Raw genomic sequence first — 21,954 nt, 5'->3', positions numbered from 1 at the left:
GCTGTGAACAGAGTCAATAAGCGTAGTACCCTTCCATGCAACACGGCCGCTGGGACGCCGACCAGCTCAGCCGGCCAAGCCCCTCGGAGACCTTTCGATGAGTGCACCCAGCGCCGTACCCGTCAGCTTGGCCGAGATCGCCCGGATCGCCGGCGTGGGGCGCGCGGCAGTGAGCAACTGGCGCCGCCGTCACGACTCGTTCCCCACTCGTATTGGTGGCACCGACGTCAGCCCCCAGTTCTCACTGGGGGAGGTCGAGCTGTGGCTACGCGACAACGGCAAGCTCAAGGACAACGGTGGTCGCGAGTTCCTCTGGCCCCGGTTCGAGGCCCTCGGCAGCAGGGACGAGTCAGGCTTGGCCGTTGCCGAGGCGGCCCGGCGAATGCGTTCTCCTCACGCTCGGGCCGCAGCGTTCGAGCTCTCCGCGGAAGCAAGGGACCTGGCGGATGAAGCGGCGCGACTGGGCCGCAGCGAGGGACCACGCGAAACCTTTGAATTCCTCCTGCAGCGATGGCTCGAAACACACGTGCGGCAGCTCAGTACCACGCCTCCAAGACTTGCCGCGCTGATGGCCCGGATCGCCCTCGCCTCCCGTCTCGGCGAAGCTGAAGGGGGATTGACCGTCTTCGATCCGGCCTGCGGAACCGGACATCTACCTGCCGCGGCTGCGCAAGAATACGACGGCTCAGACCTGGCGGTACTGGCGTGTGAGCAGGATCCGGCACTCGCCGCTCTGGCTTCCGCACGACTCGGATTCATCACGGAGGACCGACAGGTCCGTTCCGAGATCGCTACAGCCGACGCACTGCGCGAAGACCCCTTCGCCGGGGCTCGTGCCGACATCGCGCTCTGCAACCCACCGTTCAACGAACGCGACTGGGGCTACGAAGAACTCGCCACCGACCAGCGCTGGGCTCACGGTCTACCGCCTAGGACCGAGCCGGAACTGGCCTGGGTGCAGCACCTGCTCTCCCACCTCAAACCCGGCGGAGTGGCCGTCATCGTCCTTCCACCCGCTGTTGCGTCCCGCAAGGCGGGCCGCCGCATCCGAGGTTCCCTGCTGCGTACGGGCGCACTTCGAGCGGTCGTCGCTTTGCCGCCCGGCAGCGCACAACCGCACAGCGTGTCACTTCAGTTGTGGGTTCTCAGAGCCGCCCCGGACAGCTCTGCCCCCGGCCCGACCTACCAGGACGTCCTACTGGTAGATGCCACACGCTTCGCAAGACCGGGCTCACGCGAACCGGGACCGAACTGGGACGCTCTCGACTGCTTCGTCCTCTCCGCCCTCGAAACCCTCGACCGCCCGGACGACGATCCACCGGAAAGCGCCGTTCGCATCCCGCTTCTGGATCTTCTCGACGACGAGGTAGACGTCACTCCGGGTCGCTACACCGCATCGAGCACTGAACCTTCCGGCGTTGAACTCGCAGCGTCGTGGCAAGAGTTGGCGGAATCATTGGCCGACCTGGCCGGCCACGCGCAACATCTGTCCAAACTTGATTTCGAGACCGAGGTACTGCAAACCACGGCCGCTGTGGGGGACCTGGTCAAGGCTGGCGCCCTCACTCTGCGTGCCGGACAACACTCCCTGGAAACCATGGAGTCTCGTCGCGATCCCACCATCCCCCTTCTCACGGTCGCCGATCTGTTGATGGACGGCCGTCCCAGCGGAGTGCTCCCCGCAAACTCGGCACAAGCCGTCGCCGAGGAGGGTGACGTCGTGGTCGCAGGAGTGGTTCGGGCCTTCAAAGCCTGGGTGCACGAGGGGCCGCCGGTGGCCCTGGGCGCCCAGCTCTACACCCTGCGAGTGGACCCGGAGAAACTGGACGCCCACTTCCTCGCCGGCTGTCTGCGTGCTCCGGCCAACGGACGCCAGGCAGGCACGCACGCCTCGAGTTCCTCCCGGGTCGACATCAGGCGCCTCCAGGTGCTCCAACTTCCCCTGGAGGAACAGACGGCCTATGCCGATACCTTCCGGCGCCTCATGGCATTCGAGGCGCTCCTCACGAAGACTGATGCCCTGGGCAAGGGATTGGTGAACGATGTGAGCGATCGACTCGCAGCGGGTGGGCTGATCGCCTGAAGGCATTACGGGAGTCGTCCGCTGTCCGGACCAGAGGGCTGCCCACCATCCAGCGCGACGGACGAGTATCCAGTCCATCGCCACGAATCGCCCGGGAGACGGATACTACGGCCCGACATGTACATAGGGTGTCCTGGGCTTGATCCAAGGCCCCTCACTCGCAACTGCCAGTTCATGGGCAACTCCTCCCCAGACACGCGAGGTAGGGACCAGCGCGGCTACCCACGGCCAAAAGGTCTCGCAATTCGTCTATGAGCCCTGCCCACCAGGCCGTCGTGGCCGACGCGCAGTTTGGGCCGGTCCGCAAACGGCGCGAGGCCGTCGAGGAAGCCGCCGCCGTGCCCGGGCAGTGGTGCCCAGCCTTCGACGAGGTGTTGTGCCGTGACCGGTTCCCCGGACGAGGACGGGCCTGACCGAGATGATGCCGCGGTCCGGCAATGACGTCGGCCAGGGCCACATGTCCATCTCCACCCACGAGCGGCGGTGCCGATGCGGAGGGCTACCTCCTCTGTGACTGTGATCTCCACACTCTCCGACCGAGGACTGTCAGATGCGCCTGGCACGATGCCGGGCATGAGCCGGACACCAGAGTTGACGCAGAAGACCCTGACCGAGCGCGGCTTCCGCGGCTTCGTGCCGTTCCGTGAACTGCCCGACAGCAACGTCCCTACCGGGCACGGAATCTACGTGGTGCTCCGCACCGACACCGCGCCCCCGTCCTTCCTCCCCACCAGCCCTGCCGGGCACCTCAAAGGCCGCGACCCGTCCGTGACGGCCGACAAGCTCGGCGATGCCTGGGTGGATGGGGCAACGGTCGTGTACATCGGCAAGGCCGCGGGCCAGGACGGACTGAATCAGCGGCTTGCCGATTACCGCCGCCATGGCACCGGTCTGCTGGCCGGCCATTGGGGCGGCCGCTACATCTGGCAGCTGGTCGACTCGGACGCACTGCTCGTCGCCTGGCGGCCGACGACCGAGGACGACGCCGGTGAGGCCGAGCAGGACCTGATCGATGAATTCAAAGAACTCCACGGAGGAGTTCTGCCTTTCGCCAACCTCAGGAACAACGCCCGAAAGATTCCGGAAACGGACACGAACAGCGCCCCGTGAACAACAGTCCCCAGCCCGTCAGTTGTCGACGGCCCAACGGGCGCCGGGGATGGTGTCGGACACCGTGGTGAAGCCTTGCCATCGTTCAGCCGCAGCCCCCAGAAGAACCGTGAATGCGACGCGCAGTAGCCGTAGTTCGCCCAGCCCGCCAGCTTCGACCGGCTGACCGTGGGACGGGACATCCCGCACGGCACCGGAGTGGAGTCGGCGACCCGCACGGTGTCGTGCCAGAAGTCCGTATCCCTCGCCAGCGTCCGGATCACCCGCTTGACCTGCGGCAGCGCTGCCCGCAGCCGCTTGTTATAGCCGGAGTCCTGCGGGATGTACGGAAACAGGTGTCGGTGGTGCGCGCGCAGGTGCCGCAGCCAGCGGGCCTCGCTGTGAAAGCCCAGCAGTGCCTGCCTGACCGCCAGACACAACGACTCCGAGTGACTGAGCTTCGGCGGACGTCCCGGCAGACGCGCGATCCCGGCCCACTCATCGTCGATCTTCACGTACAGTGTGGTCACGAGGGTGTTCAGTTCTGTCGTCACAAACGGATCTTGAACACCCTCCCTTCATGCCCGCAGCCATTCGGACAGACTCGTCTAGCCCACCGCACCACGCGACGGCGCCGGACGTCCCGGGGGCTGCCGGCGCAATGCGAGCCGCAATGCTGAAAGGCAGCCCCCTCGCATTTGCCATCCCCGTGGCGGACCGCTCTTCACCACCCGTCGCACTGCACTACGGGTTTCCGTCGGGGTGGTCGTTGATCCAGGTCAGCCCGCCGAGGTCGAGGCGGGTGCGGGCGCGGGTGACGGCAACGTAGGCGAGGCGGGCGTCGGCGTCGTCGATCGGCCCGGGCAGCGGGTTCCCGTGCTCGTCTTGTTCGTCGCTGTCCCTGGGTGGGTGGAAGTCGTCTGCGATCTCGACCTGGGGCCATTCGCGGCCCTTGGCTTTGTGCGCGGTGGACACCGTCACCTGCGCGTTCTCTTCCTGGTCGAGGCGGTTGACCGCGGCTAGGACGGCGTCCGTGCCGTGAAAGTCGACGAGGTCGACCAGGGGCTGCAGGTCACTGCCGGCGGGATCGTGTTCGGCGTAGTCCTGCAACTGACCCCAGGAGCTGAACAGCACCAACTCGGGGTGGGAGGTCCGGCGTCCGTCCTGCAGGTCCCGGGCGGCCAGCGCCAGAGCACGAAGGGCCGCTCCTCCCCCGGCCAGCGCGACCCTGCGGCCGAGAGCGAGGAAGCGGAAAATCTGTGCCATGGCGCCGATGTTGCTGCGGCACAGCACCGCGTCCGGCTGCGTCACCTTACCGACATCGGTGGCGATCGACCGGCTGCCTTCCAGGCGGATCGGAGCATTGGCGATCGTCAGCCACCGGTTGGCCTCCAAAGCCAGCAGGGGGCCGAACCGGAAGGACCGGGTCAGGGACAGGGCGGTGCCGTCGAAGCCGGTCATGACGTCCTTGGCGCCGCGCCAGCCATAGATGGCCTGCGCGGAGTCGCCGACCATGACCAGCTGGGCGTGGCCGCGCTGGGCCATCAGGACCTGCTCGAGGACGGGGTTGGTGTCCTGGGCCTCGTCCAGGAGCACGAAGTCGGTGCGCAGTTTCGGGTCGGACAAGGCCCAGAGCTTCAGGTAGTGGTCGTGTTCGAAGCGGACCGCGCCGGTGTCGGGGTGCTGCAGGTCGGCCCAGGCGGCGCGGGCGTAAGGCAGGATGCGGCAGGCGAGCTCGGCGTGCAGGTCCTCGGTGTCCAGGCCGCGCAGCGGGGGCACGTGGTGGCGGTCGATGACCGGGTCGGCGGAATGGCAGAAGCGGGTCACGGTGCGCTGCGCTGTGGAGGTCAGCGTGGGCGGATACACGGTTCGGTCGCCGATGCGCATGGGCTTGGTGATGCCAAGCGCGTCGGCGGTGTGGCGGCCGGGAAGGCGGGGTCCGTTCAGGCGGGCCTGGTAGCGGTGGCCGATGGCGGCGTAGGCCAGGGAGTGGGCGGTCTTGCACAGCACCGTGCCGGGGAAGCGGCCGACGGCGTCCTGGGCGATGGCCCGGTTGAACGCGACGTACAGGCCGCGTCGGGAGGTGCCGGCAGCGAGCTGGGTGAGGGTGGTGGTCTTTCCGGTGCCGGCTCCGGCCTGGATCACCAGGTGGTCCCCGGTGGCGAAAGCGTCGGCGGCCGCGATCTGTTCGTCGGTGGGCTGCAGCATCGTTGAGCATCGTCGTTCTGTGAGTGCGCGGTACGTGGCGCGCAGGGGTGGTCAGGTGGTGTCGTCGTCCATGAGGAAGCCGCGCATCGGCACCGGCGGCAGGCCCTCAGGGTGAGCGGTCGGATGGCGGCGCAGCGCGGCCAGGTCCCGGACGATCGCCGCGTAGTGCACTACGACCGGCTCCGCCGGTACCGCGACACGGTCAAACTCGGTGACCAGGTGCTTAGCCTGCTCGAGGAAGGAGGCCCTGCTCGTTCGCTGCCGCCGGGCGAGCTCGGCCGAGACGGCCGCCGCAGTGCAGGCCCCCTTGTGGTGATGAACTGCGACCGCAGCAAGGAAGACCTCCCGGCAGGCCGGGCCGCTGAAGTACGTCGCATGCGGTACCGCCACCAAGTAGGGGACCAGCTGCGGGTAGCGGAGCAACGACGCCAGGACCACGCGCTCGGCATGCTCATCACACAGGGCAGGACAGGGCGGCGGCTGGTCCGGGTCGGGAGTACCGACCAAGGTCTTGGACACCAGAGGCCTCCGAAACGGCCAGGACAAGAGCAGCGAATCCGGCGCAGCAAGTGATGCGGCAGGAAAGTGGCCGTGGTGGCCGCGAGGCCGACGCGGGCGGAGCAGCCGAGCGGAACGGCCCCTGGAGGGCAGCGGGCTAACCCCAGACCACCGCCCGAGGCAGGCGACGGGTCGGGAAGCCGGTCGCAGATACACAAGCGGTGGCGGACCGAGTCAAAGGGCTCCCAGGCAACCAGAGCGCTGTCCGCAGCACCGCGAACAGTGGCATGAGCGGTACAACGCTGGGCGCGCCAGCGCAGCTGCTCGGCGTACGGCAAGCCAGTGAGGTCGTACAGGGCCATCACCTCCGGGTCGGCCGGCAGGTGCCCGTCGCCGGGGCGAAGGAGCGGATCGACGATCTCGAGCCGCCACGTACCAGGCAGGGCCGCGGGGTCCAGGACGGGCAGGCAGCAGCGACGGCGGGTGCGGGTCTGGGCCACACACTGGACGTCCTCGACAGGACCGGGGGCCACATAGCGCGTGCCGAGGACGCGCACGACCGGCCGGACAGACACATCCGGCGCGGCCTGGGCCGGCTGCTCAGGCCGGGGCGTGAAGAGGCCCGCATCTTGCATGCGGCGGGAGTTCAGCGCGAGGGCCCGGCACATCTCCTCCAGGAGCGGGCTACGGTTGCCCACTGGCGATGCAGGGCACAGGGCGTGGTGCCGCACCCGACACCACGCGCTCCCGTCATGGGAAGCATGAGCAAAACCGGAAGAAACATGCCAGCGCTCCCCAAGCGGCACCGACCCCACGGGCAGCTCTACCGGATGCAGCGGAACAGCAGGACTACCCGGGCGCTGGTACCACTCAACGGGATTCCCGCAGAGATCACACCGGCCGCCTTGCGCAGACCGCAGCAACCGGCTCGGACTGTCCTCGGCAATGTGCAGGGACCGGCGCGGCCGGTAATTCTTCCGGCTGCCATCCCAGGCAAAACCATCGTCAGCGAAGGAATTGTTCGTCGAGCGCATGACCGCAGACGGTGACGCCCAACACGCCACCACACGGACGACCAAGCCGAGGAAGTCACCCTACCGACCCCTTCAAGCCGCACAAGAGTTCGCTCACTAGCTCATGCGTTCCATGAGCCCCTCGAACCGGTCGATGCACACAAGGGCGCCGTGCACCCCCCTTCGACCGCCGACGCGACTGACCACCCATCCAGCCTGTGCACTCAACACCCGTCGCTCATGCGGTCGGCTGCGACAGGGGCCGCAGAAACGCGGCCTCGCCCTGCGCCTGGTCCAAGATGATCTCCGTCGCATGGGCTCATCGCCGAACCTGACACCCTGGAGGCATCGATTGAGGCGGCCCTTGCCAACAGAACGACCGTAACCAGCGCTGCAACGGCGCGTTCGTCAGCACGAGCGTGCGGGGACGCGGCCGTACCTGCAACTCATTTGGCTCGGAGGAGGCTTAGCGTCCCCACCGACACGACCGGCAGCCCGTACTCCAGAATTCAGCCGTCACTCGCCGCGGTCTATGCCGATTTCGTACGCGATCTCCCAGCGGACGTCAGGCACTACAAGGTCGGCCGTCTCCACAGGCCGACCGTCGCCGTCGTAGTACGTGCGCTCGATCCGCATCAGCAGGTCTCCGACGCTGATCCCCAGCAGGTTGGCCTCTTCTTGCGTGGCGCGCCCCGGCCGCGGCACCTCGACGGCGGTATCGACGGTGACGCCGATGGTCCGCATCCGCTTCACGACTCCCTCGCCGGCAAGCGGACCCATCTCCGGCAGCACAATGGGCGTGCCGTCCGTGATGACCATCGGCTCCCAGGACGTCGACAGTTGTACAGGCTGACCGTCAGCCATGAACTCATATGTCGTGCGCACGCAGTGATCCCCGGGCTGGATGGCGAGGCGCTGCGCAACGTCCTCTGAAGCGGGCACTCTGGCCTGACTGTGCGACTCCCAAGTGCCGGCCTTGCCTTGTTCATCCATGTTCGCGTGGAACGGGCTGCCGCCGCGGTGCTCGCGGTGGCGGGACCGGATCATGCGCATGCGCTCGCGTGGTGGGCGAACAAACCGTCCGGAGCCAGCCCGTCCTTCGAGTAGGCCTTCGATGACGAGCCGGTCCAAGGCGCGTTGCGTCACGTTGCGGCCGACGTTGTATTCGGTCGCCAAGACGGCGCCCGAGGGAAGTTTTTCGCCGATACCCCACTCCCCTGCCTTGATGCGGCGACGCAAATCGTCGGCCACCTCGAGGTAGGGGGCTTCGCGGGGCATGGCACTCTCCGTGCTGCCCCAGCGAGGGGGCGAGTTGAGGCTGACGTCGTCATTGACAAAGCTACTGCATAAGGGATAACCTACTTAAGAAGCATTACGCAGTGCGATCAACCAGTGACCAGGGGATACCTGTGCGTCCACGCATCGAAAGCATCGCCGCACGGCTCCTCGCGGCCACCGGCACAGAAGTCGAGCGCCGGGAGGACCAGACAGGCGTGCGCCTGATCGTCGCTCTCCCAGAGGAGCTCGACGAACCACACCGTGCCTTCCTCCTCGCCGCTCTGGCCGACGCTGACGACTACGGCCATGACCACGCGGGGGACGGCACTCAGCAGGCGTGGGCCCTGATCACCGGAGGTACACAATGAGCGACCGGCACGTCGGCGGATACGGCATCGCCTTCGGCATGGCCAAGCTGGGGATGCCCCGCCTGGGCGGGGGGCGCGAGCCGGTCACTGCCCAGACAGACGGCCCGGACGAACAGACGCCCCGGCTGGAGGCACTGGCCAAGATTCCGGCAGCGTCACCTGACATCGATCCAGCCCGCCTCCGTGGTGAAGCCTGCCTTTGGTGCGGTTCCACCTGCGGTCACCTCGACGGAGCGGGCATGGTGCGCGTCGCCGTTGACGGCGGGTGGCGTATATGGCCGGTCGTCGTCTGCCCTGAGCATCTCCCGCGGAGGGCAGCGTGACGGCGGCGACCAGACCCATCGCGCTGATTTACGACCGGCTCACGCGTCCAGGGCCGAGTCTGCTCATCGAGCGGCTGAGCGACTGTGAGCAGTACGCAGCCGAGGCGGACTGGGAACACAAGGGCATCTGGATCGAGCACGGGCCTCATGCGCACAGCGCCACCGATCGGCCGCAGCTCGACGCCCTGGTTCACCTGGTGCGTGCCTTCTCGCACGCGCGGCCTGTCATCTGCCTGGTCAGCAGCTGGGCCCGGCTGGGCGATGAGGCATCCCGGGCGCAGCTTCAGCTGCGGGTGCGGGAGGCCGGCGGGTGGTGTGCGACCGTCGGCGGCGCCAGCGACAGGGACAAGGGCGTGGCCGGCCACGCGGTTCGGCACCCGATCGCGGGATGCCAGCGCTTGCGTGCCACAGCGCCTGCAGCACCGCCTTGCTTGTTGGAGGAGATCTGATGCGCTCCCGTTCGGCCGTGTTATCCCGTGCCCGCTCGAGACATCGTGCGTCCCGTGATGCCGGGCCGCACCGGTCCGGTGTGCTGAGCCTGGTGTGGCTGCTGGGCAACAGTGCCGCCGTGCCGCTGCTGTGGATGCAAGTCGCCGCCGCTCAGCACGACATCCGGCCTCCGACCGCTCTGAGTTCGCCGGACGTCGCCATCGAGGTGGTCTGACGCCGGCCCCCTGTTTCCTCCCTGTTCTTCGGGGAGGACGCCCCCGCTCCACGACGACGACGCGCACGGCCCGTACCAGGCGGGCCGTGCGATCCCGCCGCGCGCGCTGGCGAGCCTGCCCGGATCGTCACCCAGCGCGCGTGGCGGGCCCCCGCCCGGTTCCACCCACGATCTTGGAAGACCACCGTGTTCGCTTCTTCTCTCCGGCTTGCGTCCGCAGTACCGCTGCCGCCGGTCCGGCCTGACCCGCCCGCCGCCGTGCGGTGTGCCGCGGACGGCCCTGGGTCCGGTTGCCGGTCCGGCGGCATCCGCGTGCCGCGGCAATGGTCCAGCGCTGTTCCGGACGAGCGGCGGGGCACGCCCTCGAGCACGGGGGCTGGGCGGGGCGCGGGTTTGGGTGGCGCCGCCCTCCACGCCCGGCAACCCGCCGGAGGCCGGCAACCCGGAGCCAGGAAGGGGGCCGGAGCCCATGCGGCGTGACACGAGCCCGGATCCGACGCGCCGGACCTGGACGGTGGAGGTCCGGCCCATAGCAGCAGTGGCGGTCATGACGTGCGAGGAATGCGGCCAGCTCCGTGACCTGCCGAGGGCGGAGCCGGTGCGTGGCGCGGTCGTGGCGCACCTGGTGGCGCATGTCCGTGCCGCGCCGCTCGCATCGCACCTGAGGACGTGCCAGTGCGGCCAGTACGGCTGCCGCTGGCATCCGCGGCACCGCGGGTGTGACGGTCTGGTCCAGCTGGTGCTGGTGCGCTGCGCGGGAGGCCGCCGATGGCGTCTGGCCGACACCTGCCACGCCTGCAGCACGGCCACACCGCAGGCAGCCACCGTGCCCGAGCCACAGGTCACGCCCCTGGGCCACGGCCCAGCCCGGGACGTGGAACCGGCGAGTTACGTGTCCCCGTTCGTCGTGGACTGCAGCGGCGGCCCCGCAGAAGTGTGGGGGTGGGATGACGGCGCAACGGCCCGGTGAAGCGGGACACCGGCCGTGGCGGCAGCACCGCGGCCTGAGGCTCCTGGGCGGGCCGCGGTCCGGCGCGGCCATGCCGACGAACTGCCCGGCCGGTCCGGCCGCACGGCACCTCGCGGCTGCAGCGACGCTGGCGGCCATGGACGATCTACTGGAAGGGAAGACGTGGTGAACGAGCAAGACCTGCGCCGGCAATTGCTGGTCTACCTCACGGCTGGCCGCAGTGTGCGCTCGCCGCAATGGCGGCAGGCCGTCGCGGTCACCGGGCGACACGAGTTCCTGCGCGGAGGCTTCTTCCGCCAGGTGCCCGGTTCGGCGCCCACCGCGTGGGAGCCGGTGATGCCCGGCGACGAAGGCTGGCTGTCCGGCTGCTACTCCGACGTCTCGGTGGTCACCCAGGTCGCCGGCACGATCGTGCCCGGCGACATCCACGGCCGGATCCTGCGCCAGCCGACCAGTTCCAGCACCGCCCCCGGCCTGGTGGTACGCATGCTGGAAGACCTCGAGGTTCAGGACGGCATGCGGGTACTGGAGATCGGCACCGGCACCGGCTACTGCACCGCGCTGCTGTGCCACCGCCTGGGAGACGACCTGGTCACCTCGGTGGAGATCGACCCCGTGGTGGCGGCCGGGGCCGCGACCACGCTCGCCACCCTCGGCCACGCACCCGAGATGATCACCGGCGACGGTCTGGCCGGACACAAGGACGGCGCCCCTTATGACCGGATCATCGCCACCTGCGGCGTACTCACCGTCCCCGAGCAGTGGATCGCCCAGACCCGCCCCGGCGGCCAGATCCTGGCCACCCTGTCCGGCTGGATGCACTCGACGGAACTGGCGCGCCTGACCGTCCACGACGACGGCACCGCGACCGGACGGCTGCTCGGCGGGCAGGTCTCGTTCATGATCGCCCGCCCCCACCAGCCCCCACCCCTCGGGACGCTCCCCGACCTCGACGCCGGCAGCGCACGCGACACCACCATTGACGCCGGCATCCTCGACGACTGGGCGGCCCGGTTCGTCGCCCAGATCGCCGCACCCGCAGCCCAGCGCCTCCACCTCGGCGACCGGGGCCAGCTGCTCGTGGACACCGACGCGGGAAGCTGGGCCCTGCTCCAGCCCGGCCCGCACGGCTGGCGAGTACGGCAAGGCGGCCCCGAACGCCTCTGGGACGCCATCGAAGACCACCTCCAACGGTGGCGCCACGACGGATCCCCCGCCCTGGACCAGTTCCGCATCACCATCACACCCGACGGGCGCCACGCCTACACCTGGCCCCACGCCCGGTGACACGGGCGCGAGGGCCGGCCCGCGCGCCAGGAAAGAGCACCAGGAGAGCCGGACCGCGGCCGCACGACGTTCATGCCGCGCCGAGCCGCATCCGCACCCAGAGCAAGACCCGGCGCTCCGACCCGGGTCAGCCAAGCGGTGAAGAGGAGCCTTGACCAGTGTGGGAGGTGGCGCGTAACGGCGTCAGGCGCGCAGGCAGCGATCTCGAAGTTCGGAGATGACGGCCTTCTCGGACGCGTTGACGGCACCGTCCACAGTGGCCACCCGGTCGGCCGCATCGAGGATGTCGCTCAGATCCCCCGGCTCGGCGTCTATGCGCCGCCACACCTCGGCGGGGTCGATGTCAACAAGGTGAGCGAGCTGTTCGTCGACCACCTGATGGTGATCCCGCACCAGCCTGACCAGATGCCGGATCAACAGCGCCTCATCGTCGGCGATTTTGTCGTCCGCCATGATGACGAGCCACGCGACCCACAGCATCAACTGCGGGTGCCGGCTCCGCTTGCTCAGGCCCTCGGCGAGTTCGATCACACGCGCCTCGTTCCGGAAGACGGCTTGCGCATGCCGTCCCGCGAGCAGCGTCGTATAGCGGTTCAGCACCACCGCGAGGGGAACGCCGACCAGGGGGATACCGATCTTGATGACGTTGCGTTGCAGGAGGAACTTCCCGACGACCGGGAGCCCCCTCCCGGCGGCCAGTACCGCTCTGGAGTAGAAGCGCTTGATCAGCGGCCGCACGAGGGCCGGAACCACCTTGATCGCGCCTTCCCGGACCGCTTCCCCACTCTTGATCGTGAAGGCCACTCGAATGAGCTTCCACATGTCTTCGGGGTCTGACAGGTCGAGCGGGACCCGGTAGAGGACTGCAATGTCGTAGGCCAGGCGCAGCTGGAGCCGGGTGATGAAAGCGACATCGACCATCATTGTTGCGACGGCAGCCGGGACAGTCGCCGGCGAGGCACCACCAAGGCTTCCAAGGGTGGCGACGACTGCCGCCGTATAGGCCCCGGCAGACAGCCCGCCCTCGAGCGCAGCGTACCGAGCCGCCATCTTCATCCGCTGATCGACGATGGCATCCGCGGGTACGCCCTCATACCGCTCCTGGAAGTACTGCCAGTCGACCTTGTCGGTGTAGGAGCTCAGGGCCTGAGCGCTGAGCTTGGTGAACCAGCTGCCCGACTTGATGTCGTCCGCGCTCAGTCCCTTGACGAACTCCCGTATCTCTTCCCGCTCGTGCTCGACAGCCTCCCGGTCGGCATCGTCCTCCCCATCGGTGTCGATGTCGACAGCGTCAATGCGGGCTTCGGTCATGACCAGTTCCCCCCAGGGTGGTACAGCGTGGAGCCAGGATGCCAGGCACGGGACAACACTGACGTCTCAACACGGTGACTCAATAACCGACACATCTGCCGAACGGATGTGCCGTTGAGTTGAGCCGCACCCTAGCGCGTCACCATGCCGCTGATGCCGACACGTCGATCTCCGTCGTGATCGCCTTCACTGCGGTCGGCTGCGTCAGACACATGCAACCCCCAAGTCGGTTCCGCACCGTGAACAGCACCGTGCCGGACGCCTTGACCACCTCGTCCGCCGCACGCTTCTCAGCGATGCGGCCGGGCGCACCCGCGCACGTCCGGCCGAAGCCCAACCGGACACCGCAAACAGCCCCACCCGGTCTGGGCGATGGCAGGCACCATGGTCCGCCAGCACGCCCGCGGCCACCCCGTGACACGCCCCGCCCGCGACCGCTCTCGAAGGCAACCAGCTGAGCCCTCACCTGCCCGTTCTGGTTGGATGCCGCCATGAGCACAGGCACTCATCCAGAATCCGGTCTGACGAAAAGCATCTGGAGCGACGCCGACTCCGACGCAATGGGATGGCATTACTGCACCATCCACGGACTCTGCGTCCAGCCGGGCGCCTCCGACGACTCGCTGCCGCGCCTGCTCCTGGACATCGACTACATCGTCCGCTGGGTGCATCCAGTCGCCCCGCAGACACACTTCAGCTTCTGGATCGCGCCGTCCACGCTCGTGTTCGACGATGTCTGGGACGTCGAGGGCGACCTCGACTTCAAGCAGATGGCCTTGAGCCTCGACATCGACCACCTTCGGCGCTCAACCCCACAGGACAGTCACGGCGACCCGCAGTGGCACATCGAAGGTCACTTCTTCAACCTCACGTTCCGGGCCACGGGATTCCACCAGTACCTACGGCAGGCACCCCAGCACGCGCAGCGGCTTGACCTCTCACACAGCGAGCGCGGAGGGATCTCATTCGTGGAGACCGCCTTCGCCTGAAAACCAGCACGCACGCCCACCCATCAGGCACTCAGATAACCGCGGTCTCAGGGAAGGACAAGCAGCCTCAAGAGCCTGCGACTCGGCGGTCACCACTGTTGCGGGTCCTGCTTGAGCAGACGCTGCAGGCGCTGCGCGCGACGCTGACCGATGTGCAGCTGCATCTGCAGCTGCCGCAGCGACACGCCCCTCGATGCGTTGCGGCCGCCGTCGGCGCGGACGACTAAGTCAAGACGGCGCGCCTCCCCCAAAAGTTCGTCCCTGTCCAGGCCGGACCGGAGCCCCGACGCATCCGCATCCGGGGCGGGTGCCTTGGCGGGCGGCTGCGCATCCGCCTCGTCGTCGGCTGCATGCGGCTGCGCATCTGCCCTGCTGTCTGCACCCGGCTGCGCACCCGCCGGAGCCGGCTGGGCCGCGATGCGGGCGTGCACGGCCTCCGTGCGGGGCGGGGCTGCAACGGCAGGCTGCGGGCCGGGCGCGGGCTGCATGTCGGGCACAGTCTCCTTCCCGGCATCCGCCACGGCAGTTTTGAGTGCGGTGTTCGCGCGGTCGAGGGCGACACCAATGAGGGCTTCCGACACCCTGAGGCCGGCCGCTCCGCACCGGGCTGCGATCTCGACCACGGATGCATACGGGTAGGCGTCCACGATGGTGCGGATGGCGTCGAGCGGCTGCATCCGCCTCAAGTCCTGGTGCGCGAGCGTACCCAGCGTTGCGGACAGGGCAGGGCTGACTGCCACGTGCCCGGGAAAGACCTCTCGCAGCGCATCGTCCCATGGCGAGGGGATCTCTCTGGTGGCAAGCTCGCCCGCGTGACGCCGGACGGCAAGGAGACGAAGCAACTTCCGGAGCTGCTCGGGGTCTTGTCCGACTTCAGCGCGGGCGACGGCGGCCCCAAGCCGCCGGTTCCTGACGTTTGGCAACCAGCGCGGGGGCTCCGGCAATGCCGCAAGGCGCACGGCCTTGCGGGTGGCGCGGTCGCGCGTGATCTGCTCGGCGTTGCGGCCGCGGTCGGCCAGGCCCAGACGGGACAGCATGCGCTCACGAAGTTCGCGGACGATGACCGCCGGGACGCTGTTGGATTGGGCCCCGGGTTTGGCGTGCCACAGGTCCAGGCCGAGCGCGAGGTGGCACAGCAAGGCGGCCAGGACCGGCCCGACAAAGGCCCGGACGGTGCCTCCCCAGATGTCGGGGCTCTCGGTGTAGGCGGGGATGACCTGGACGGTGGTGATCAGCCACACCAGCATCCCGGGCGCACCCGGCTTGTTCTTGTAGTGCATGTTGCTGCGCGCCATGAGTGCGCAGCCGAACAGTGCAAGCTCGCCGGCGAAGAACAGGAAGCCGCGCTCGCGCAGGGAGTGCATGCCGAGGTGCTCCTCGGCGAACCGCCAGGAAGTGTCGCCGCTGTAAGCAGTGCACGCGGCAGCAGCCAGCGCAGCCACCACCACAGCAACCGGATGCCGCTTGCCGTCAACGGGCTTCGACTCGTCGTCCTCCGACTTGTCACCGGTCGGCTTCCGCTTGGCGCCCGCCCGGCCGTGATTACCGCGGGTGGACCGCGCATTCGGCGGCTGCGGCTGCGCAGCCGCAGCCCGCAGCCGGCGGCGCCAGAAGACGGCAGCCAGAGTCACCGTGGTGATCTGCGCGAGGACGAACAGGCCGACGGCCAAGGGGTGCTGAGAAAATTGGTCGAGCAGGCTGTTCACCGCAGACTCCTTGCCCAGGTGTGAGAACGGATTGCCATACATGCGAGGCGGGTGCGGGCGAGATCTGCACCCGGGGCGCGGATCGCGGCCTGACGGCAGTGGCCATCATGGGCCGATACATTGGTTCTGAAGGTCGTTGTCACCCCAGCAGTGCACCAGCCGCACGAGAGATGAGACGCCCGTCCTGCAGCGGCATCTCAAGCCCCGCAACGCCGCCTTGGAGAACATCCCGCTCGACGGAATCCGACACCGGCGCCGCGCACGCAGCCGGTGACGCTGACGAGGGCGGCGACAGGTCGTGGCTGCTGCCGATGCTGCAGGAATTTCCGCGGCCAGCGACCACCGCAGCGAACCGCCATCCCTCACCATGACACCGCAGCCCTCACCTCATCAGCCCGTCCCAAGGCTCACACCCCGGCTTCGGCAGTCGAGGGTGAGGACAACGGCCGGCCAGGCGCTGGGCGGGGGTCACAGGTGCCGCCGCGGGACCGGGCGAGTATCAGACGCCCGTGAGCCGGGTGGTGGACCCGTTAGCCGGGGCGCAGGGGAGGGCTGCTGCGGTGCGGCGGCGCTGCGCCGGCGCAGGGCGTCCAGGCGGGCTTGGATGCGGGATTGGGTGTAGCGGTCGAGGGCATCGGTGAGGTGGTCCCATTCCCGGCCGTCATCGCCGGTGGGGCGGGGGCCGAGGACGTCCGGGCCGGCGTGGTCGCGGCGCCTCCGATAGTCCGCGATGGCCGTGATGAGACGGGTGTAAGCGTGCTGTTCGCCGGCGTGGTCACGGCCGGGGGCGGTGATGTTCTCGATCCAGGGTTCCGGAGCGGGCCCGCCGGTGAGAGCGGCGGTCAGAGCACGACGCGCCAACACGGCCGCCCGGACAGCCTGGGAAGCCTGGAAGGCCTGGGCGGCGCGAGGGGGGTAGGGGGCGATCAGGCCGTCACCGCCGCCCGGGGCAGGGGGCGGCTGGGTGAGGTGCGGGGGCTGGGTGGGAGCCGGACCGACCGGTGGGCTGACTGGCGGTACGGGGGGTGGGGGCGGCACCACCGGGGCCGCGACCTTGGGCGCCGGCGTAGGAACCTTGGATGGCCGGGCCGGCACCTTGGGCAGCGGGGTGGGGACGGGAGCGGCGGGTGGTCTGACGGAACGGGTGCGGGGGGCGGGCAGCAGCGCCGGGCTCAACACCCCTGGGGGTTGGGTGCGGGCAGGAAGCCGGGCGGAGGCCAGAGCGCGGATGCGGGCGGTCATGGCGTCCCAGGCCGCGGCCTCAACCGGGTCGTCGGGGCGGGGGCCGAGACCGGGAACGGTGGTGATGGCGTGGCGGATACGCCACAGCTCGGTCAGGGCGCAGGTCAGCGCCCAGGCAGTGCGGCGTTCGGGCGCGTCGGCGGGCGGGGGCGGGCCCAGCGGCTCGGCCCAGGCGGGGGGCGACCCGGCCAGGGTGCGGCCACGCTGGGCCAGGGCCCAGGTCAGGATGCGGTGGCGTTCGGTCAGGTGGCGGCGCCAGTGGCCAGGTGTGCCGGGGTGGTCCTGCGCGGTGCGGTCGGCTACCCAGTCCGGCACGTCGGCCGGGTGCCAGGGCCGCTGCGCGCACCTGCCCGGCAGCCCCACGCGGCGGCTGAGTTCGGCATGGAAGGCGTCGCTGAGCGCATCGGCCCCGGCAAGAACGGTCCGGGCGTGCCGCAGCCGCTGATCAGTGTCGAAAACGCGGACGCTGTGGTGGCGGCGTATCGCGGCCAGCGAGGACTGCGACAGGTGCGGGGTGCGCTCACGTTGCCAGTCCTCGCGCGCCGCCTCCCGCCAGGGCAGGGCGCAGCGCAGGGCATCCTCGGCGGTCAGCGCGGCAACGGTGTTCGAGGCGGCCGGCGACAAGGGGGTGCCGCTGCGTTCGGCATCCCGGCAGACAGCGCGGACAGCAGCCAGGTGGGTGTCCAGTTCGGTGCGGGTCAGCGGACCGTAAGGGCGGTGCGGCCAGGCCGCATGGGTACAGCCGCTGCCGGTGGTGACCGGGACCGGCAGCATGCCGGCGGCGGCTTCGGCGGCCTGCAGTTCACTGTGAGCGGCCGCACGCAAAGATGCGGCCCAGGCCATGAGCGCGTGCAGCCGGTACGACGGCACCACGGCCAGCCCAGCCGCAGCCGAGGAGGCGGAACCAGCCACTGGGGCCGCCGAAGTGGCGGCTGGGGCCTGCCCGGCCGGGCCCGTCACACCCGCCTGCCCGGACCCCGCGGCACGTACCAGGCGGAGCAGGCGCCCGGCGAGGCCCGCGGCGCCCGCGGAGCCTCCACCATCCTCCGTGGAGTCCCGGACGTCATCGGTGACGTCCGGCCCGTCGTTGGTGGTGTTCGGGCCGTCGTTGGTGGTGTTCGGGCCGTCGCCGGTGGCGTCCGGGCCGGCGCCGGTGGTACTCGGGCCGGATGTGGTGGCCTTCGCGAGCAGGCCGGGCAGATCGGATCCGGCGCGTTCGGCATCCAGCAGCGCGCGGGTCACGGCGGGGAAGGTGTCCGCGGCAAGCACCACGGCGGCCCGGTCCGCGCCCAGGGCCTGCTCCAGCACGGCCGACAGGCGGGCGGTGGTGGCCTGGGCTGCGGCATCCGCGTACTGCGCGGCCAGCGTGGCCGGGTCGATGGCCCGCTGCTGCAGTTCGGCGGTGGTCTCGGTCGCCGACACCTGCGTGCCGCGCCGGGCCGCGATCGTCTCCAGCACCCCCGCAACGTCCTGGCCGTCATAATCCAAGGCCAGGTAGAGGCGGTTCGTGTGCCGGCCGCGGGTCAGCTGGACGTAGACACCCTCACGAGCCGAGGCGGGCGTGGCCAGGGCGTGGGAGGTGTCGACGGTCATGCCCTGGGCGCGGTGGATGGTGGAGGCGTAGCCGAGCTCGCAGTACGCGGCCACGTAGCCGGCCGGCAGCCGCAGACGGCCGCGATGGACAGTGTGACGGACGGTCAGGGCACCGTCGGGCTCGACGGCCTGGACGGTCCAGGTGTCGCCGTTCTTCACGAAATCGCGGGCGCCACGCACGATCCGGCGGCGTTCGTTGCGGCGCGTAACCACGATGTCGCCGGCATGCGCGCGCAGCCCCCCGCGCAAGACGGCTGCGGGTCCGGCCGTAACAGTGCCGCGGGAAAGATGCCAGGCCTGCGCCCGGGCGTTGAGCGCGGAAACGGTGGCGGTGTCGGCGGCCGTCATCACCGTGCTGCACCCGGCCTCGGTATCTTTGGCCCACGCGTCGAGCACGGCCTGCTGCATCGCACCGGGGGTGCCGGCGGTGATCCGGCCCCGCTCCCGGTACCAGGCGAACACCTGCTCCGGGCGGTCGTCGTCACGTAAGACCAGCGACGCGTCGGCCTCACCGTCGGTGCGGAAGCGGTGCAGGCGGTCCAGTTCGACCACTCCCCCGCCGGAGGCGATCAGGCGCAGCGCGCCACCGGACTCGACCGCAGCCAACTGGCGGGGATCGCCCAGCAGCCGCACCACCGCCCCGGCCATGGCGGCATCGGCCACCACCCGGTCCAGCAGGCGGGTGCCGGCCGTGCCGGCCTCGTCGACCACGACCACATCACCCGGCCGCAGACCGAACCCCTCACCGGCCAGGTGGCCCTGGGCGGCCAGCTCACGCCCGCGCAGCCAGGAATGCAGGGTGTGCGCGGACCGCCCAAGGTCGGTGCCCAATACGGCGGCGGCACGGGCGGAAGGCGCCAGCGGTACCAGCCGGCCGCCCGTCGCGTCCACCGCGCGAGCCAGCAGCCGCATCGCGCTGGTCTTCCCCGACCCGGCCGGGCCGATACCCGCCAGCAGCAGCCTGTCCGAGGTCGCGAAAGCCGCGGCCAGCTCACGCTGCCCGGCATCCAGCCCGCCACCGTGCTCCGCGGCCACCCGGGCGAAAATATCCCGGCCGACTGGCGCCACCACACCCCTGCCCGCTGCGGCCACCAGCCGCTCTTCGGCCGCCAGCAGCGAGGCGGTGGTGTAGGTCCGCGACCCGATCCCCCGGTAGGCGCTCTCGCCGTCCGCGCGGGTCAGCTCCGGCAGCCCGGGATGAAGATCGGGCGGAGTCAGCTCCACACACTCCGCCCCGGCCAGCGCCCGGTCGGCGATCGCATCAGCGACACCCACCGGCGCGGTCGCCCCCGCCAGCGTCCGCATGAGATACCGGCGGGCCTCCGCCAGCACATGCCGACGACGGAACGTCGTGCGGTACGCGGACACTTCCGCGAGCACCACCGCCGCCGCCCCCACCACATCCACCTCCACCACACCGTCACCACCCGCCCCTACGACCTCCGCCCCCGTACCGGGAGCATGTTCACCGGCGGCGCCGGAAGCCCCTTCCGGGTCGGCAGCCATCCCGGCGGCTGCCCCACCGGCGCCGCGCGCAGTGGCTGCCTCACCGGCGGTGCGCGCTGCGGCCTGCGCCGCCCGCACAACACCGTCCACCGTCGCCTGGTCCGTGGCCGCGATCGCCCGCCGCCGCCAGCCGGCCAGCAGATCGTCCAGCGACCGCGCTGTTCGCTTGGCCTGTTTCGTAGAGACCCGCGCCCGCTCCTGCAGCCCCTTGCGAGCAGCCAGACCGGGCTGCCGGCCATGACGGTGCCGGTAGTCCGCCTCCAGTTCCTCAACCACCTCCCGTATCGCGCTCCCGCGCTGGGAGAACAGCTCCCGCAGCCGCACGTCGATGCCCACGAGCTGCATCACCGGGCGCTGCCCGGCCGTCACTTCCACCGGCTCGGTACGCAACCCCAACCGCCCACAGATCAGTTCCAGGGACCGCTGGTTGAACAGCTCCGACGCCGAAACGATCTCCCGGTACAGCAGGCGGGCATCGAGGTTCTGCCACTTCCCGTCCGGGCCCTGGACGCGCGGGCTGATCACGACATGCTCGTGCAGCATCGGGTCCCCAGCCCGGGACTCGTAGTGCAGATACACCGTCGCCAGCACACCGGGCCTGGCCTGCAGCTGCGCCGTCCCGCCGGTCCCTCTCCGCACCGCCAGCGCATGGTCCTCGATCCACGCGACCGTCTCGGTCCTGGCCTGCGACAGCACCTCCAGCACGACCTGGCGCACCTGCTCGTCGCCCAGCGCGAACAGCAGCGACAACTCCTCGCTGGAAAACGTCAGGTCATACCCGGTACGCGCCTGGCGCTGCTTTCCGGTGCGCGAGGCCAGGAACCGGGCGAGTTCCTTCCCGTCATCCGGCGCCCGCCGGTACTCGGCGCGGAACGCCTGCGCTGCAACCTGCATCTTCAGGTTCTTCGTTTCGGTCCCGGTCAGCGGCCGGCACAACTGCTCACTCTCGTGCTGCAGCACCTGCTCGATCTGCCGGTCCAGCGGGGTCCCTTCGGCAAGCTCCGGTAGCGCAGGGCCCAGCTTCGCCGCATCCCACGCTCGCTTCTTCGACGCGCCGGCCCGTGTTTCGCGCGTCAGGATCGCCTCGGCGTCCGGGTGCATCCCCAGCCCGAACAACGCCCGCATCTGCGGCTCGCTCACCTCACCGGCAAGCCCCAGCACGGCCGCGCCCCGCCCATGCCACCGCCCCACCGGCACCCCGGGCGTGCTCGAGGACACCGCCACCCCACCACCGCACGCCCCATCGCACTTGGCGATATTGCGCCGGTAATAGGGGTAGTTCCCCGCGGAAATGCCCTTCACCGTCATGCCCACCCCGCCACGGCATCACAGCAAACACCTCCCGCTACGGCCCAGCCCGCCAGCCTCCCCCACCCCGGAAAACAATCACGTATGGCGTGCCGCACGACGGGACCCGGCCCACCCGCCGCCACCCCGACCGCCACAGTGCCAGAGGTGCGAGACGCATCCACCCGCACCAGAGGAGGATCTGGATCGCCCCGCCACCCCACCGCGGGCATCCGCCACCACACAAGCACCCCACCCGCACCCGCGGACACCGCCAGACACGCCGCCGTCCTACCCAGCACGTCCCGACAGTTCCGCCCTCGGAAGGTGGGGGCCGGCTGCGGCCGCACACCCCGAGAGCCTCAACCAGCCCCCGACACAGCCCGCCTGAACCAACCGACACGCAACCGGCGCAGCAGCCCCTGCGGGGCTGGCCGACTCAGGACATGACGCCACGGCCCCGTGGAGGGCGAGGGCAATCAAGCCGGTGCGCGGACCGCGCGTAAAGACGCGCACCACAAGCCGGCTGAAACAGGCCT

At 69.9% G+C, this 21,954-nt stretch carries 13 protein-coding genes and 2 pseudogenes; 7 read left to right on the top strand and 8 right to left on the bottom strand.

The genetic code is table 11. The features are described 5' to 3' along the window. Nucleotides 1–97 precede the first annotated feature (97 nt). Nucleotides 98–2,083, top strand: a complete 1,986-nt coding sequence (locus tag CHF15_RS27255) for an N-6 DNA methylase (RefSeq protein ID WP_089226519.1) — start codon at nt 98–100, stop codon at nt 2,081–2,083. 573 nt (nt 2,084–2,656) lie between these two features. Then, nucleotides 2,657–3,193: a hypothetical protein gene (locus CHF15_RS27250; protein WP_245939066.1), complete on the top strand. Its 537-nt coding sequence runs from the start codon at nt 2,657–2,659 to the stop codon at nt 3,191–3,193. An 86-nt stretch (nt 3,194–3,279) separates the two neighbouring features. Here CHF15_RS27250 and CHF15_RS45920 read toward each other — a convergent pair. The 5 genes and pseudogenes from CHF15_RS45920 to CHF15_RS27230 all read right to left on the bottom strand — a co-directional run. After that, nucleotides 3,280–3,726, bottom strand: a pseudogene (locus CHF15_RS45920) (IS982 family transposase); the annotation flags it as partial. 190 nt (nt 3,727–3,916) lie between these two features. Beyond that, entirely contained in the window at nt 3,917–5,377 is a 1,461-nt protein-coding gene (locus tag CHF15_RS27245) for a UvrD-helicase domain-containing protein (RefSeq protein WP_089226565.1), read from the bottom strand. Between the two features lie 54 nt (nt 5,378–5,431). Further along, nucleotides 5,432–5,899: a DnaB-like helicase N-terminal domain-containing protein gene (locus CHF15_RS27240; RefSeq protein ID WP_179279981.1), complete on the bottom strand. Its 468-nt coding sequence runs from the start codon at nt 5,897–5,899 to the stop codon at nt 5,432–5,434. Between the two features lie 617 nt (nt 5,900–6,516). Then, nucleotides 6,517–6,912 (bottom strand): annotated as a pseudogene (locus tag CHF15_RS45915) (DUF6083 domain-containing protein); the annotation flags it as partial. 495 nt (nt 6,913–7,407) lie between these two features. Beyond that, on the bottom strand, nt 7,408–8,169 hold the full coding sequence (locus CHF15_RS27230) for a GntR family transcriptional regulator (protein WP_089226516.1): 762 nt from the start codon (nt 8,167–8,169) through the stop codon (nt 7,408–7,410). A gap of 131 nt (nt 8,170–8,300) precedes the next feature. Between CHF15_RS27230 and CHF15_RS44495 the strand changes: the two genes are divergently transcribed. From CHF15_RS44495 to tgmC, 4 genes are all read left to right on the top strand, one after another. Then, nucleotides 8,301–8,537 carry a hypothetical protein gene (locus tag CHF15_RS44495; protein ID WP_143681639.1) on the top strand — a complete coding sequence of 79 codons (237 nt, stop codon included), beginning with the start codon at nt 8,301–8,303 and terminating at the stop codon, nt 8,535–8,537. A 319-nt stretch (nt 8,538–8,856) separates the two neighbouring features. Continuing rightward, on the top strand, nt 8,857–9,309 hold the full coding sequence (locus tag CHF15_RS27215; RefSeq protein WP_089226513.1) for a recombinase family protein: 453 nt from the start codon (nt 8,857–8,859) through the stop codon (nt 9,307–9,309). 80 nt (nt 9,310–9,389) lie between these two features. After that, nucleotides 9,390–9,524 (top strand): hypothetical protein, encoded by a 135-nt coding sequence (locus CHF15_RS46455; RefSeq protein WP_265737410.1) that lies wholly within the window; start codon nt 9,390–9,392, stop codon nt 9,522–9,524. Between the two features lie 1,135 nt (nt 9,525–10,659). Further along, nucleotides 10,660–11,781, top strand: coding sequence for an ATP-grasp peptide maturase system methyltransferase (gene tgmC / locus CHF15_RS27205; RefSeq protein ID WP_089226511.1), 1,122 nt, complete (start codon nt 10,660–10,662; stop codon nt 11,779–11,781). A gap of 183 nt (nt 11,782–11,964) precedes the next feature. On the opposite strand, the gene CHF15_RS27200 is transcribed toward tgmC, so the two are convergent. After that, nucleotides 11,965–13,092 (bottom strand): hypothetical protein, encoded by a 1,128-nt coding sequence (locus tag CHF15_RS27200; protein ID WP_089226510.1) that lies wholly within the window; start codon nt 13,090–13,092, stop codon nt 11,965–11,967. 491 nt (nt 13,093–13,583) lie between these two features. Between CHF15_RS27200 and CHF15_RS27195 the strand changes: the two genes are divergently transcribed. Then, nucleotides 13,584–14,081, top strand: coding sequence for a hypothetical protein (locus tag CHF15_RS27195; protein ID WP_089226509.1), 498 nt, complete (start codon nt 13,584–13,586; stop codon nt 14,079–14,081). An 89-nt stretch (nt 14,082–14,170) separates the two neighbouring features. Here CHF15_RS27195 and CHF15_RS27190 read toward each other — a convergent pair whose 3' ends face one another. Together CHF15_RS27190 and mobF are read right to left on the bottom strand one after the other, a co-directional pair. Beyond that, nucleotides 14,171–15,787, bottom strand: a complete 1,617-nt coding sequence (locus tag CHF15_RS27190) for a hypothetical protein (protein ID WP_245939060.1) — start codon at nt 15,785–15,787, stop codon at nt 14,171–14,173. A gap of 468 nt (nt 15,788–16,255) precedes the next feature. Continuing rightward, nucleotides 16,256–21,436 (bottom strand): MobF family relaxase, encoded by a 5,181-nt coding sequence (gene mobF / locus CHF15_RS45910; protein ID WP_322975707.1) that lies wholly within the window; start codon nt 21,434–21,436, stop codon nt 16,256–16,258. Between the last annotated feature and the right edge of the window lie 518 nt (nt 21,437–21,954).

Origin of the sequence: Actinacidiphila glaucinigra (assembly GCF_900188405.1) — a bacterium.
Lineage (GTDB): Bacteria > Actinomycetota > Actinomycetes > Streptomycetales > Streptomycetaceae > Actinacidiphila > Actinacidiphila glaucinigra.
This window is presented reverse-complemented; position numbering and strand designations above follow the sequence as displayed.